The sequence below is a fragment of the Acidovorax soli genome (assembly GCF_014207955.1).
Lineage (GTDB): Bacteria > Pseudomonadota > Gammaproteobacteria > Burkholderiales > Burkholderiaceae_C > Acidovorax > Acidovorax soli_A.
Genome location: NZ_JACHLK010000007.1, coordinates 62,262 through 76,425, shown reverse-complemented (window position 1 = coordinate 76,425; position 14,164 = coordinate 62,262). Strand labels below are relative to the sequence as shown.

11 protein-coding genes and 1 other RNA gene are annotated in these 14,164 nt (G+C 66.6%); 10 read left to right on the top strand and 2 right to left on the bottom strand.

What is annotated here, in order from left to right; genetic code table 11:
• Window positions 1-48: 48 nt before the first annotated feature.
• From HNP48_RS17920 to HNP48_RS17900, 5 genes are all read left to right on the top strand, one after another.
• Window positions 49-801, top strand: a complete 753-nt coding sequence (locus HNP48_RS17920; protein ID WP_311773833.1) for an Asp/Glu racemase — start codon at window positions 49-51, stop codon at window positions 799-801.
• Window positions 802-843: 42 nt separating this feature from the next.
• The gene (locus tag HNP48_RS17915) at window positions 844-2,520 is read left to right on the top strand and encodes an MBL fold metallo-hydrolase (protein WP_184859457.1); all 1,677 of its coding nucleotides are present in this window, start codon (window positions 844-846) and stop codon (window positions 2,518-2,520) included.
• Window positions 2,521-2,597: 77 nt separating this feature from the next.
• Window positions 2,598-3,386 carry an rRNA pseudouridine synthase gene (locus HNP48_RS17910; RefSeq protein ID WP_184859455.1) on the top strand — a complete coding sequence of 263 codons (789 nt, stop codon included), beginning with the start codon at window positions 2,598-2,600 and terminating at the stop codon, window positions 3,384-3,386.
• A gap of 106 nt (window positions 3,387-3,492) precedes the next feature.
• Window positions 3,493-4,758: a YjgN family protein gene (locus tag HNP48_RS17905; protein ID WP_184859453.1), complete on the top strand. Its 1,266-nt coding sequence runs from the start codon at window positions 3,493-3,495 to the stop codon at window positions 4,756-4,758.
• Window positions 4,758-5,972 carry a M48 family metallopeptidase gene (locus HNP48_RS17900; RefSeq protein WP_184859451.1) on the top strand — a complete coding sequence of 405 codons (1,215 nt, stop codon included), beginning with the start codon at window positions 4,758-4,760 and terminating at the stop codon, window positions 5,970-5,972. The genes HNP48_RS17905 and HNP48_RS17900 overlap by 1 nt, the downstream gene beginning before the upstream one ends.
• A gap of 39 nt (window positions 5,973-6,011) precedes the next feature.
• Here the strand turns inward: HNP48_RS17900 and rnpB are convergent.
• Together rnpB and rtcR are read right to left on the bottom strand one after the other, a co-directional pair.
• Window positions 6,012-6,461: RNase P RNA component class A (gene rnpB / locus HNP48_RS17895), an RNA gene on the bottom strand.
• 10 nt (window positions 6,462-6,471) lie between these two features.
• The gene (gene rtcR / locus HNP48_RS17890) at window positions 6,472-8,103 is read right to left on the bottom strand and encodes an RNA repair transcriptional activator RtcR (RefSeq protein WP_184859449.1); all 1,632 of its coding nucleotides are present in this window, start codon (window positions 8,101-8,103) and stop codon (window positions 6,472-6,474) included.
• Window positions 8,104-8,813: 710 nt separating this feature from the next.
• On the opposite strand from rtcR, the gene HNP48_RS17885 reads away from it, so the two are divergent.
• The 5 genes from HNP48_RS17885 to HNP48_RS17865 all read left to right on the top strand — a co-directional run bounded on the left by HNP48_RS17885 (window position 8,814) and on the right by HNP48_RS17865 (window position 14,149).
• On the top strand, window positions 8,814-9,953 hold the full coding sequence (locus tag HNP48_RS17885) for a slipin family protein (RefSeq protein ID WP_184859447.1): 1,140 nt from the start codon (window positions 8,814-8,816) through the stop codon (window positions 9,951-9,953).
• A 284-nt stretch (window positions 9,954-10,237) separates the two neighbouring features.
• On the top strand, window positions 10,238-10,975 hold the full coding sequence (locus HNP48_RS17880) for a hypothetical protein (RefSeq protein WP_184859445.1): 738 nt from the start codon (window positions 10,238-10,240) through the stop codon (window positions 10,973-10,975).
• 51 nt (window positions 10,976-11,026) lie between these two features.
• Complete coding sequence (locus HNP48_RS17875) at window positions 11,027-11,836, top strand: hypothetical protein (RefSeq protein WP_184859443.1); 810 nt, start codon at window positions 11,027-11,029, stop codon at window positions 11,834-11,836.
• Between the two features lie 34 nt (window positions 11,837-11,870).
• Window positions 11,871-12,884, top strand: coding sequence for an SDH family Clp fold serine proteinase (locus HNP48_RS17870; RefSeq protein ID WP_184859441.1), 1,014 nt, complete (start codon window positions 11,871-11,873; stop codon window positions 12,882-12,884).
• A gap of 38 nt (window positions 12,885-12,922) precedes the next feature.
• Complete coding sequence (locus HNP48_RS17865; RefSeq protein ID WP_184859439.1) at window positions 12,923-14,149, top strand: RtcB family protein; 1,227 nt, start codon at window positions 12,923-12,925, stop codon at window positions 14,147-14,149.
• Window positions 14,150-14,164: the final 15 nt, after the last annotated feature.

Genomic DNA, 14,164 nt, shown 5'->3' with positions numbered 1-14,164 from the left:
GCTGGGCAGGGCAGCGCTTTGCCCACCATTTCCTGAAAGGCCACCGCCATGCAACGCACCTACCGCATCGGGCAGATCGTGCCCAGCTCCAACACCACCATGGAGACCGAGATCCCCGCCATGCTGCGCGCCCGCGAGCAGATCCTGCCTGAGCGCTTCAGCTTCCACGCCAGCCGCATGCGCATGCAGAAGGTCACCAAGGAAGAACTGGCGGCCATGGACCGCGATTCGGACCGCTGTGCGCTGGAGCTGTCGGACGGCAAGATGGACGTGATGGGTTATGCCTGCCTGGTGGCCATCATGAGCATGGGCCTGGGTTACCACCGCCTGTCCGAAAAGCGGCTGCACGAGGTCACCGTGGCCAACGGCAAGCCCGCGCCCGTGGTGTCGAGCGCCGGTGCCCTGGTCGAAGGATTGAAGGCCATGGGCGCCAGGAAGGTCTCTGTGCTGACGCCCTACATGAAGCCACTGACCCAGTTGGTGGTGGACTACATCGAGCACGAGGGCATTGCCGTGCACGACCGCCTGTCGCTGGAAATTGCCGACAACCTGGAGGTGGGCGCACAGGACCCGGCCGCGCCCGCGCAATTGGTGGAACGCCTGGACACGCGCGGCGTGGACGTGGTGGTGATCTCCGCCTGCGTGCAGATGCCTTCGCTGGCATCGGTGCAGGTGGCGCAGGACCGGCTGGGCATCCCCGTGGTGTCGGCAGCCGCCTGCACCACCTGGGCCATGCTCAAGCGCCTGGGGCTGGAAACCCGGGTGCCCAATGCAGGCGCCTTGCTGAGCGGCAGGTACTGACCGCGCCCTGCAGGGGGCGGAGCAAAAACCGATAATGGCCCCATGCCCCGCCCAAGCCAACAACTCCATCCCCACCGCGAACCCGTCCCCACGCGCCTGGCCGCCACCGTGCTGCTGCTGCGCGATGCCGAGGGCGATGGTGCGCTGGAGGTGCTGATGACGCGGCGCTCGCCCAACGCCAGCTTTGCCCCGGGCGCCTATGTCTTCCCGGGGGGCGGCATCGATGCGCTGGACGCACAGTCGCACCACGTGGCCGACCGCCGCCCGGCCCAGAGCGACCTGCACCTGACACAGGCGATCGCCGCCATCCGCGAGAGCTTCGAGGAGCTGGGCGTTCTGCTGGCACGCCACGCCGATGGCCGCATGGCCGATGCCACCGACATTGCCGCCCTGGACCGCAGTGCGCCCTTTGCCGCGCAGTGCGAGGCCCGCGGCCTGCGCCTGGCGGCCGACAGCGTCTACCTGCTGGCCTACTGGACGGCCGACCGCGACCTGCCGCGCCGTTTCGAGGTGCCGTTTCTGGCCGCGCGCATGCCCGAAGGCCAGACCCCGGTGGCCGACGAGGCCGAGCAGTTCGAGCCTGTGTGGGTGCGCCCCGCCGATGCGCTGGCGCGGCACGAGGCGGGCCAGTTCTTCATGATCTTCCCGACCATCCGCACGCTGCAGCGGCTGGCCAAATTCAAGAACACCCAGGCCGTGCTCGACGCCCTGGCCAGCGAGCAGCCGTTGTGGGTGAGCTGCCCGCGCGCCGGCCTTTTGGCCGGCAAGGAAGCGCGCTACATGGAAGACGAAATGCCCTTTGGCGAACTGGCCCTGGTCTGCCCCGACGGGCAGATCGTGCACCCGCTGGACTGGCAGACCGACCACCCCGTGCCCCTGCTCAAGAATGTGCAGCGCCTCACGGCCCCCAACTCCGGTGTGATGACCGGCCCGGGCACCAACAGCTACCTGGTGGGCGACCCGACCACGGGTTTCATCGCCATCGACCCCGGTCCGGCCGATATCGAGCACCTCGAAAAGCTCTGGCGTGCCGCCGGTGGTGACATCCGTGCCATCGTCTGCACGCACTCGCACCCCGACCATTCCCCGGGGGCTGCACCGCTGCAGGCCTTGTGCACCCGGGCCGGCCAGAGCGCTCCTCCCATCCTGGGTCTGCGCTCGGCGCCCACCGCGCGCGTGGCCAGCGCCTTCACGCCCGAGCGCGAACTCGCCCATGGCGAAAAGCTCGTGCTCTCGGCCCCGGCGGCCGATGCCGCCACCCGCCACACCCTGCAGGTGATCCACACCCCCGGCCACGCGGCCAACCACCTGTGCCTGATGCTGGAGGAAGATGGCCTGCTGTTCAGCGGCGACCACATCCTCAACGGCAGCACCACGGTGATCGACCCGCCGGACGGCAACATGGCGGACTACCTCGATTCGCTGGACGCGCTGGACGCGGCCTGCGAAGCCCACCAGGCCCAGTTCATCCTGCCCGCGCATGGCTACGTGCTGGGCGAGGCGCGCAGCGCCATCGCCCACCTGAAGGCCCACCGACTGGCGCGCGAAGCCAAGGTGCTGGCCGCCATGCAGGCCTTGCCCCAGGGCAGCATGGACGACTGGGTGCGGCACGCCTACGACGACGTGCCGCCGCGCATGTGGCCCGTGGCCCAGCGCTCGCTGCTGGCGCATGTCGAACGCATCCGCGGGCTGGAGCCCGGCAATGGCAACGCCCCTTGAGCCGCATCGCCGCCCTGGCCCGGGCGGCGCCCGACCCAGGCCATGTGCTGCGCCATGGCGCAGGGGACAATCGAACAATGACTGAAAAGAACCCCGAAGCCGGCCATGTCCGGCTGGCCAAGCGCGTGGCCGAGCAGCTCGACTGTTCGCGCAGCACGGCCGAACAATTCATCGAAGGCGGTTTCGTGAGCGTCGATGGCGCCGTCGTCGAAGCCCCTGGCGCGCGTGTGGCGCCGCACCAGAGCGTGGCCGTGGACCCCGAGGCGAGCCTGCTCGACATGACGCCCGTCACGCTGCTGCTGCACAAGCCACCGGGTTTCGAAGCGGGCCTGGGAGCGCCAGGCCAGGCCGGCGCCGCCCATGGCAGCCGCAGCCAGGGGGCCAGGCCCGCCCTGGCCCTGCTCCACCGCGACACGCACCTGGCCGAGGATGCGGCGGGTATCCGCGTGCTGCAACGCCATTTCCGCCAGCTCGAATGCTTCACCCCCCTGCCCACCGAGGGCAGCGGCCTGGTGGTCTACACCCAGGACCGGCGCATCGCGCGCAAGCTGGCCGAAGACATCGAGTCGCTGGAGCAGGAGTGCATCGTCGAGGTGGCCGGCGAGATCGCGGCCAACGGCCTGCAGCGGCTGTGCCATGGCCTGTCCTTCAATGGCCGCCCGCTGCCGCCCATCAAGGTCAGTTGGCAGAACGAGACCCGCCTGCGCTTTGCACTCAAGGGCATCCGCCCGGGCCAGATTCCGGCCATGTGCGAAGCCGTCGGCCTGCGCGTGGTGGGCATGAAGCGCATTCGCATCGGCCGCGTGCCCCTGGCCAAGGTGCCCGAGGGCCAGTGGCGCTACCTGCAGCCCTGGGAGCGATTCTGAGCGGCGCTCTTTAGCTACCAAAAAGTGAGCAATCACCATTCCGAGGGATGGCCGGCCGCCACAGGCCGCTGATACACTGCCTTCCACAACAGGAGGGAGTGAGTCCATGGACCATCAGCAAACAGGGGCCGGTGCGGCGCCCGCCTCGGCCTTCGCACCGCAGGGAATCGACGCACACCCGCTCGAATTCACCGGCAGCGGCGGTGAATACTTCCGCGTCTGGATCGTCAACGTGTTGCTGACCATCCTCACCCTGGGCCTCTACACCCCCTGGGCGCGGCGGCGCACGGCACAGTACTTCTACGGCCACACCCTGGTGGCTGGCAGCCCGCTCGAATTCACGGCCCAGCAAAGCAGCATGGTCAAGGGTTTCATCATCCTGGTGATGCTCACGATTGCCTACCAGATCGCCGTCAACACCGGTCAGGACACCGCCGTGGGTGTGTTCCTGCTGGTGGGTGCCCTGCTCTCGCCCTTCATCTGGGGCAGCGCCATGCGCTTTCGCCTGGGCTCCACGCGCTGGCGCGGCCTGCGCCTGCAGTTCACAGCCTCCTGGCGCGAGGTCTACAAGGCCAGCTGGCCCGTGTTCGCCATCGCCCTGGTGTGGTTTGGCGTGTTCTTCGGCATCCAGTACCTGGCGCCCGAGTCGGCTGACGCCCTGCGGGAACTGGCCGCTGACGAAAGCGGCGATGCCGACCTGCCCACCATGGCGGCCGGCATCTGGGGCCTGATCGCGCTGGGTTTGCTGCTGTCTATCACCTGCGTCATCCGCCTGGAATTCAACTACAAGAGCCTGCTGGTGCTGCGCGCCCAGGTGGGCAGTGAAACCGGCCGCTGGAAGCCGGTGTACATGGACTTCGTCAAGATCTGGCTGGCGACGGTGGCGGTCTTCATCCTGCTGGTCGCCGTCATCAGTGCAGCGATGTTCGGACTGGTGAGCGCCGCGATCACCCTGGTGATGCGCGGCGACACTTCGGGGCCGTGGATGGTCATCTTGATGGCGGTGAGTCTTTTCGGCGGGATTTTCTTTCTGTTCATGGCTTCCGCCCCTGCCCGAGCCTACCGTGAGGCGCGCATGTTCCAGCTCATGTGGGACAACATCGGGCTGAGCCAGGTGGCGCGCTTCAAATGCCAGCTGCGCACCAGCAGCTTCATGCTGCTGCGCATCAAGAACCTGTTCATGACCCTGCTCACCCTGGGCCTGTACCGCCCCTTCGCCCGCGTGAACGAGTACCGCATGAAGGCCGAGTCCGTGACCCTGCATGTCAAGGGCGGCGTCGACCAGGTCACCAGCGCGATGGTGCGCCAGCAGAAGGAAGGCGGCATTGGCGACGCGCTGGCCGATGCGGCAGGCCTGGACCTGATCGGCTGATGGACAACACGGCAGCCCCTTCGGCGGACCTCGTACCCGGGCGCTGGTTCGACGGCCTGAGCAGCCAGGCCAGGCCCGTGCTCGTGGGCCTGCAGCCCACGCCCAAGGGCCCCTCGCTGGCCTTGCACCCGCTGTCGCAGCCCGGAGCCGCTCCCACGGTGTTCCCCTGGAACGAGGTGGGCTGGCCCGAGGCCTGGAGCGAGCGCCGTCCGCAGCAGCGCGTGGTGGTGGACCTGCGCGACCATGGCAGCCTGGAGATCGATGCCGTGGCCCAATGGCATGCCGCCCTGGCGGCCGCGGGCGCCCGCCCCGGCCTGGCCGAACGCATGCAGACGCGCTGGCCCATGCTGCTGGGGGTGACGGCCGTCGCCATCATCGGGCTGACCCTGTTCTACCGCTATGGCACGCCCTGGGCTGCCACGGAGCTCACGCGCTTTGTGCCCGTGTCCTGGGAGACCAGCGTGGCCAGCAACGTGCTCACGCAGATGGACAAGGGCACGCTCAAGCCCAGCAAGCTGTCCAAGGAGCGCCAGGCCCAGCTGCAGGCCCGGTTCAATGACCTGGTGCAGCAGGTTCCCGCCGGGCTGCAACGCTACCCGGGCTACCAGCCCACCTACACCCTGTCGTTCCGCTCGGGCATGGGCGCCAACGCCTTTGCCCTGCCCGGCGGCACCGTGGTGATGACCGATGGCCTGGCCAAGGCGGCCGAGAAGCAGGGGCTCGATGACGACGCCCTCATCGGCGTGCTGGCCCACGAGATCGGCCACGTCGCCAACCGCCACACCACGCGCATGATCGTGCAGCAGGGCGTGCTACAGATGGGCATGGGCCTGGCACTCGGCGACGTGTCGGGCATCGTATCCACCGGCGCCTCGGTGCTCACGGGCCTGGCCTACAGCCGCAACCACGAGCGCGAGGCCGACTGCTTTGCCATCGCCCTCATGGGCCACGCCAAGCTGCCCACGGCGCCCATGGGCAAGCTGCTGCTGGCCATTGCGCAGGAAGAAGACGACGACGAGAAGGCCGACAAGAAAAAGAAAGCCGGCACTGCGGCCAAGGAAGGTGCCAGCGCTCCAGCTGACACCACGGCATCCAGGAAGGATCCTGAGGCGCTGGGCCCGGTATGGTCGCTGCTCAGCAGCCACCCGGACACCGTGGAACGCGCCAAGGAACTGGAGCAAGGGCACGCACTGCACTGCCCCAAGCCTGCCTGAGGCGCCGGGCTGCGCCGGTGGGCCCGGCGGTGGAATTAAGTGTGAAGCGCGCCGATAAGCCGGATTCTGTGCACCGCGGTTGCCCGCGGCGTGACCGCCATTACTCTGGGCCGGGTGTCGCCACGCCGGCTCGATGCTACCTACCCGCCAACTCTGCGGAACCACATCAACGCTGGCCTACTTGGTATTGCTGCGCGTAGAGATTGCCCGTTTCACCCCAAACAGGCTGCGGGCATGCCCGCTGCCTGTTTGGGGTGGCTGTTCGGACCTGGCTTTCGCCAGGTTCGGACAGCTCTCGCTGTCCTCTCGCCAGCTTGCGCTGGCGCCTCACAGAACACCTCGTACAGGCACCTGTCTAGACTCGTCTCTGTTGCTCTGATCCTCACCTCGCGGTGGGCAGCCGTTAGCTGCTACGCTGTCCTGTGCAGTCCGGACGTTCCTCCAGTGCCTGGTTTCCCAGATTGCACCAGCGGCGGTCTGGCGCGCTTCACGGGGTGGATTATCGTTCAGCGCGGATAGCCGAGTCCCAATCCAGGCCAAAGCGGCCCAGGTATTTGCGCAGCCGGTCGGCATCATTGACCACCGTGCGCTGCGCGCGCGAGGCCTGGAACAACTGGCGCCCCGCATCCGACAGGGTGCGCGCCTGGCGGCACACGCGCAGCACGGCGGCCAGTTGAAGCTGGTCGAACAGGTCCATGGCGTCCACGGCTTCCTCGCCCAGCAAGGCTCGCAGGTCGATGGCATCAGCAGCCCGCGCGCCTGAGAGGCCATCGCGCGCGTCCCTGGCCGGCTGCCACAGCCACTGCAGGCGTGCGATCTCGGCCTCCACCAGGGGCAGGCCGATGCGGCCGCTGTCGGCCAGGGTGGCCAGGCGCGTGGCGCTGGCCGAGAGGTCGCGGAAGTTGCCGCTCCACAACGCCTCGGGCGACTGGGCATAGCGCAGGTAGGCCGTGCGCGCCTCGGCCGACAGCCGCACCGTGCGGCCCAACTCCGCGCCGGTGCGTGCCAGCAGGTGGTCCAGGTTGGGCTCGATGTCCTCGGGCCGCTGGGCCAGGCCGGGCAGTTGGTAGCTCCAGAGGTTGATGCGCGCGTACAGGTCTTCGCGGAAGCGCCCGGCCGCCACCTCGGTGCGCAGGTCGCGGTTGGTGCCGGCGATCAGCTCGAAATCGCTGGCCACCTCGCGGTCGCTGCCCATGGGGTAGAAGCGCTTTTCCTCCACCGCCTTGAGCAGCATGGCCTGCTCGTCCAGGCCCAGCTCGCCGATCTCGTCGAGGAACAGCACGCCCTTGTGCGCCGTGCGCAACAGGCCCGCCCGGTCGGCCGCGGCGCCCGTGAAGGCGCCCTTCTTGTGGCCGAACAGGGTGGATGCGGCCCCATCGCCATGCAGGGTGGCGCAGTTGACCTCCACGAATTCGCCCTCCACCTGGTGGCGGGCCTTCTTGAGCTCGTACATGCGCCGCGCCAGGTGCGACTTGCCCGCCCCCGTGGGCCCGGTGAACAGGATGGGCGCGCGCGAGCGCACCGCCACCCGCTCCACCTCGTCGATCAGCGCGTTGAAGCGCGCGTTGCGCGTGGCAATGCCGCTCTTGAGGAAGTCGACCGCATCGCGCTGCTCGGCGCCGAAGCGCTGGGCGATCACGTCGTAGCGCGACAGGTCCAGGTCGATCAGCGCATAGCTTCCCGGGTCACCCATCTGCTGGCGCTTGGGCGGCGAGGTCTGGGCCAGCACGCCCGGAATGCGCCGCGACTCCACCAGCAGAAACAGGCAGATCTGCGCCACGTGCGTACCGGTGGTGATGTGGGTCCAGTACTCCTCGCGTTCGGTGTCGAAGCGGTAGGCCTGCGTCCAGTCGAAGAGCTTGGCATAGACCTCGCCGAAGTCCCAGGGGTCGGCGATCGCCATGGGCACCAGCCGCACCGTGGTCTCAGGCGATGCGATGGCGATGTCGGTGCGCACCTGGTGCGCCAGTTCATGGTGGGCCGGCGTATAGAGCAGCTCCATACGGTGCACCACCATGTCCTCGTGCTGCACCAGCGACACCGTGGGCCGCCACTTCTCCCAGCGGCCTGCGCCCTTGCCGGAGTCGAGCTGGGTCCCGATGAAGCCGATGACCACCCTTTTCTTGTGCATCTCTATATATCTATAAAACTAGCTTTCATTCTAGCAACTCACAAGCCATCGGCCACATGAGATCCTCTCCATTGACGAAAAACCCTTTTCAAATCAATCGATTGAAGAAATTTTCTCTTTTCAACCGGTGACTGGCACGCAATTCGCAAATACCAAGGCACTCGGCGCAAACAGCGAACGCTCACAGGCCAGGGTTGGGGCAAAGGCCCGCCCTGCCGGTGCCGGGGATCCAGGGCTTCACGCCCTTCGGATTCCCCGCATGCCGCACGCTGCGAGCACCGGGTGACGGCAGGGCTGTGGAAGCCAGCCCGCAAGGGACTGCCGGGTTCGACTCCCGGCCTGCACCACTGGTAGCTCAGTCTGGTAGAGCACCCCTGCAAAGGGACTGTCGCAGGTTCGACTCCTGCCCATTCTTCCGGCCTTCGGGCCGGCTGTTGAAGAAACGGTCGAAAGACCACCCGCCGGACGCGGGGTGAAGGAACCAGGGTTGCGCCGCAGCCCGAAGGCCATTGCCCCGTCAGCGGTGGCGGTTTGTGCCAGCACCCGGCACGGCCCGCGCCCGCAGCCAGCCCACGCGAACGCCCCTCGGGGCCGCCGCCGCGGCGCACTGCAGGGCCCGGACCGACCGTGCCCCCTGGGACCACTGCCCCGCTGTAACGGCCCCCATTCCTGTTCGATGCGGCGACCAAGAAAGAAGAAAAGGTAGACACATGCTGAAGATCCAACGCACCACCGTGAAGAAGAGCGAACGCGCCCTGCTGCTGCGCAACGGCGACTTCGACCGCGTCCTGCACAGCGGCACGCACTGGCTGTTTGCCGGCCTGGACCAGCTGCGCGTGGAAAGCTTCGCGCTGGAACAACCCGCCTTCACCCATGCCCTGGCCGACTACCTGATGGCGCGCGAGCCCGAGGTGGTGGCCGCCGAGTTCGTGCGCGTGGAGCTGGCCGAGAACGAAGTGGGCCTGCGCAGCGAGAACGGTGTGCTGGTAGAGATCCTGCCCCCTGGCACCCGCCGCCTGTACTGGAAGGGCCAGGTGGAAGTGACCGTGCAGGTGATCGATCTGAACGCCGGCCCCGAGCTGCCTGCCGCACTGGTGGCGCGCCTGACGCAGCCCCAGTTGCGCCACCGCACGGTGACTGGCCTGGCCGGCCTGCTGCAGGTGCAGGTGCCCGAGTCGTCCTGCGCGCTGATGACGGTGGACGGCAAGGTGGAACGCCTGCTGCCTGCCGGCGCCTATGCCTTCTGGAAGTATGGCCGCACCGTGGCCGTGGAGCTGGTGGACCTGCGCCTGCAGTCGGTGGAAGTCTCGGGCCAGGACATCATGACCCGCGACAAGGTGGGCCTGCGCATCAACCTGTGCGCGACCTTCCGCTACACCGATGTGCTGCGCGCCTGGAGCCAACTGCAAAAGCCTGCGGAGCACCTGTACCGCGAGCTGCAGTTCGCGCTGCGCGCCGCCGTGGGCACCCGCACGCTCGATGAGCTGTTGGAGAACAAGACGGTGATCGACGAGGTGGTGAACGCCCACATGGCCGCCAAGCTCGCGCCCTACGGCATTGCGCTGGAAAGCGCCGGCGTGAAGGACATCGTGCTGCCCGGCGACATGAAGGCCATCCTGACCCAGGTGGTGCAGGCGGAGAAGCAGGCCCAGGCCAATGTGATCCGCCGCCGCGAGGAAACGGCCGCGACGCGCTCGCTGCTCAACACCGCCAAGGTGATGGAGGACAACCCCGTCGCCCTGCGCATGAAGGAGCTGGAGACGCTGGAACGCGTGGCCGAGCGCATCGACAAGATCTCGGTGGTGGGCGGCCTGGACCAGGTGCTCAACGGCCTGGTGAAGCTGCGCTGAGCAGAGAACGAGAAGGAACACGGGCGCGCTGGCACAGAAGGGAGCGCCACTGCCAAAAATGTTGTTATTGCCGGCAGGTCGGGTAACACCGAGTGCATCGGGAGAGTCGGTGAACGGGCAAGGTTGAGGATGCAGGTGCTGGCTCCGATGACGGGTCTGCCACTGGCGCGCGTTTCCAACCGTTCACTGGGCCACAGGACTCAAGAACCGTGGTCGCTGCAAAGATGCGGGTTCGAATCCCGCCGCGTCCACCAGATAAATGAAAAGAAGAACAGAGGAACACCATGAAACAGACCGCACGTGAGAAACGCCTGGCAAGGCAGGCACCGTTGCCAGTGACACCCGGGTCCCTGGGGCTTGATGCCACGCTGTATGCCGACGCCGTCCGCTACCTTTTTGACCGGCCTGTGCCAGGCAAAAAGGAGCAGGAGTGGTACTGGGACATGGACGAGCCCGAATTCGAGGCAACGCCGCTGCAATGGACGCACATCCAGACCGTGCTGTTCGCCAATGCGGGTACCGACCTGGCGCCTTACAGCGATGAACAGGTGGGCATGGGGCTGACCCATGTGATGAGCAACAACGCTGGCGACATCCCCCTGCAGGTGCTCGACTCCTCGGTTCCGCTGGCGGATGCGATGCGCATGATGCAGGCCTTCCCGCGGCTGTGGAGCGACTGCTTTGCACCACGCATGGCCCATGTGTACCAGACCATCGGCAGTGGCAGCGACCGGCTGCACTTTGCCTGCTACATGTGGTTCGACGTCTGGCCGACCTTCTGGAACGTCCGGCACATCCCCGAGTGGCGCGATGCGATGTGGCAGCTGTTCTGCCAGATGCTGGAGGTGCCCTGCCGCGACGTGCAGGTATCGGCCTTGCACGGCATCGGCCACGAGGGTCACGCCCTGCTGCGCCCCCGGGAACTGCAGGAGCGGGTGGAGCAATTCATCCGCGGCGTGCCCGCGCACGATGAGGAACTGAAGAACTACGCGCGCGCCGCAGCCCGGGGAATGGTGCAGTAGCGGCGACAGAAAGAGACAACGGGCGCGTGAAGCGCCCTTGAAGAAACGACCATGAAGAAAGCACAGACAAGCACCCAGGAAGCGCCCCTGCCCGCCGCGCTGCGCGCTGCTGTGGATGCAGCGTACACCGCGTTCCAGCGCTACGAAGCGCCCCAAAGCACGCTGGACGTGTGCCTGGCCTGCTGCGTGGACGAAGCCACGGAACGCGAGCTGCGCCGCCTGCCGCTGCGCCAGCTCACGGCACGCCACTTCTGCGAGTACAACGGCTCGGCCAAAAGCAGCGAACAGCCTGCAGACGAGCTGCTGTACTTCCTGCCCCGCATGCTGGAGCTGCTGGCCCTGGGCGAGGAGTTGCACCACTCGACCGAGCTGTACCTGGACCGCCTGGGCAACTGTCCGGCCGATGCCCTGTCGCCCAAGGAACGCGCCGCCGTGGACGCCTTCGCGCTGGCCTTCTTCCGCGAAGGCCTGGGGCATACCGGGCGTGAGCCCAGCCCGTTCGATGGCGCGAATGCGTTCGACATCCTGCTGATGTTCCACAAGGGCGGTGTGGATGTGCAGCCGCTGCTGGCGCACTGGCTGGGCGATGAGCGCCCGAGCGCCGTGCTGCACTACGCCGAGGCCAGCTACTGGGACTTCTGGGGAAAGAACGCCATCCAGAACGCCTTTGCAGAGGACCAGCCGGAATTCTGCGAGGCGATGAAAGCCTGGATGCTGGACGAAGGCAACCGCCAGCGCTTTGCGCAGAAGATCCTGGCGCTGGACACCAGTGCCATGGGGCGGCCCGCGCACTGCACCTGTGGCAATTGCATGGGCCCCAAGCAGATCGTGGAAGCGGTGTTCGACCTGGTCAGTGGATAAGGCTACACAACAGAAAAAAGAAATGGCAAACAGCATGGAAAACCAAGCCAAGAAAGACATCAAGATCAAGCAGCCGCCCGTGCTCTTCAGCAAGACGCAGGCGGTCATCGGCCAGCTCACGGCGCTGCTCGGCGGCCCGGTCATCAGCTACTGGAACAGCCCCCGAGGCTCGGTGTGCCACTCCGACGTGGTGGCCCTCTATGACATCCTGGGGCAGTTGGGCCAGCACGAGACGATCTACCTGTTCCTGAAATCCGATGGAGGCAGCGGCCAGGTCTCGCTGCGCCTCGTGAACCTGCTGCGCCAGCACTGCCAACGCCTGGTGGCGCTGGTTCCACTGGAGTGCGCTTCGGCGGCTACGATGATCGCGCTGGGTGCCGACCGCATCCTGATGGGCCCGACGGCCTATCTCACGGCGGTGGACACCTCGCTCAATCACGCGCTGTCACCGCTGGACCGGGACAATGACCGCGTCAGTGTGAGCTTGAACGAGCTGCAGCGTGTCATCCGCCTGTGGCGCGAGCAACAAGGAGACACCATGGACAACGCCTACAAGTCGTTGTTCCAGTACGTGCATCCCCTGGTGATCGGTGCTGTGGACCGCGCAGAATCGCTGTCCATCATGCTGTGCCGCGAGCTGCTGAGCTACCACATCGAACAGGAAGAAACGGCGGAACTGATTGCGACCACGCTCAATTCGAAGTACCCCTCCCACAGCTATCCCATTCTCATGGACGAAGCAGTGAAGATCGGCCTCAAGGCAGAGCGCATGCCCGACGACGTCAACCGGCTGCTGCTGCAGCTCAATGGCTGCTACAGCGAGATGGGCCAGAAAGCGACCACGGACTTCGACGAGTTCCGCGCCCACGGCAACGAAATCGTCAACATCTGGGAAACCCTGGGTGCCCAGGTTTTCTACCAGCAGGACAAAGACTGGTTCTACCGCGCCGAAGAGCGCCGCTGGATCACGATGAACGACAACAGCAGCTGGCGCCGCATCGACCGCCACGGCAACAAGATCCGCAAGACCGCACTGCACGTGGCATGAACCACCAGCAGAGAGAAAGAACGAAGAAGGAAAGCGACATGCCAAAGAACAACTACATCCTCAAGCCCGTGGACAACGGCGTCCCCATCAAGATGTGGACCCAGGGCGTTCCCGTGGAAGACGAGGCCCAGAAGCAGCTGGAGAACGCGGCACGCCTGCCCATCGTGTTCAAGCACGTGGCGGCCATGCCCGACGTGCACTACGGCATTGGCGCCACCGTGGGCTCGGTGATCCCGACCTTCAAGGCCATCATCCCGGCCGCGGTGGGCGTGGACATCGGCTGCGGCATGATGGCCTGCAAGACCACGCTCTCCGCCAACGACCTGCCCGACAACCTGGGCCCACTGCGCTCGGCCATCGAGAAGGCCGTGCCGCACGGCAGCAACCCCAAGCGCATGGGCCGCGACAAGGGTGCGTGGGAAACGCCGCCCGACGAGACCGATGTGGCCTGGGCCGCGCTCAAGGGCGAGTTCGATGCGATCTGCGAGGACTACCCGCGCTTTCGCAACACCAACAACCACAAGCACCTGGGCACGCTGGGCACCGGCAACCACTTCATCGAGGTGTGCCTGGATGAGCAGGGTGGCGTGTGGTTCATGCTGCACTCGGGTTCGCGCGGCGTGGGCAATGCCATCGGCACGCACTTCATCGAGCTGGCCAAGAAGGACGCCGAGCTGCACCAGCGCAACCTGCCCGACCAGGACCTGGCCTACTTCGAGGAGGGCGCCAAGTACTTCGGCGACTACGTGCGCGCGGTGGGCTGGGCGCAGAAGTTCGCGCGCGCCAACCGCGAGGTGATGATGCAGCGCGTGATCGCAGCCGCCCGCAAGGTGATCACCAAGCCGTTCGAGGCGCATGTGGAGGCGGTCAACTGCCACCACAACTACGTGAGCCGCGAGACGCACTTCGGCGAGGACGTGCTCGTCACCCGCAAGGGTGCCGTGAGCGCCAAGGCCGGCGAGCTGGGCATCATCCCGGGCAGCATGGGTGCCAAGAGCTTCATCGTGCGCGGCAAGGGCAATCCCGAGAGCTTCATGAGCTGCAGCCACGGCGCGGGCCGCAAGATGAGCCGCACCAAGGCCAAGAAGATGTACACCATCGCCGACCAGATCGCCGCGACCGAAGGCGTGGAATGCCGCAAGGACGCCGACGTGATCGACGAGATCCCGATGGCCTACAAGGACATCGATGCCGTGATGGCCGCGCAGCAGGACCTGGTGGAGGTGGTCTACACGCTCAAGCAGGTGGTGTGCGTGAAAGGCTGACCACCCAATCTGACA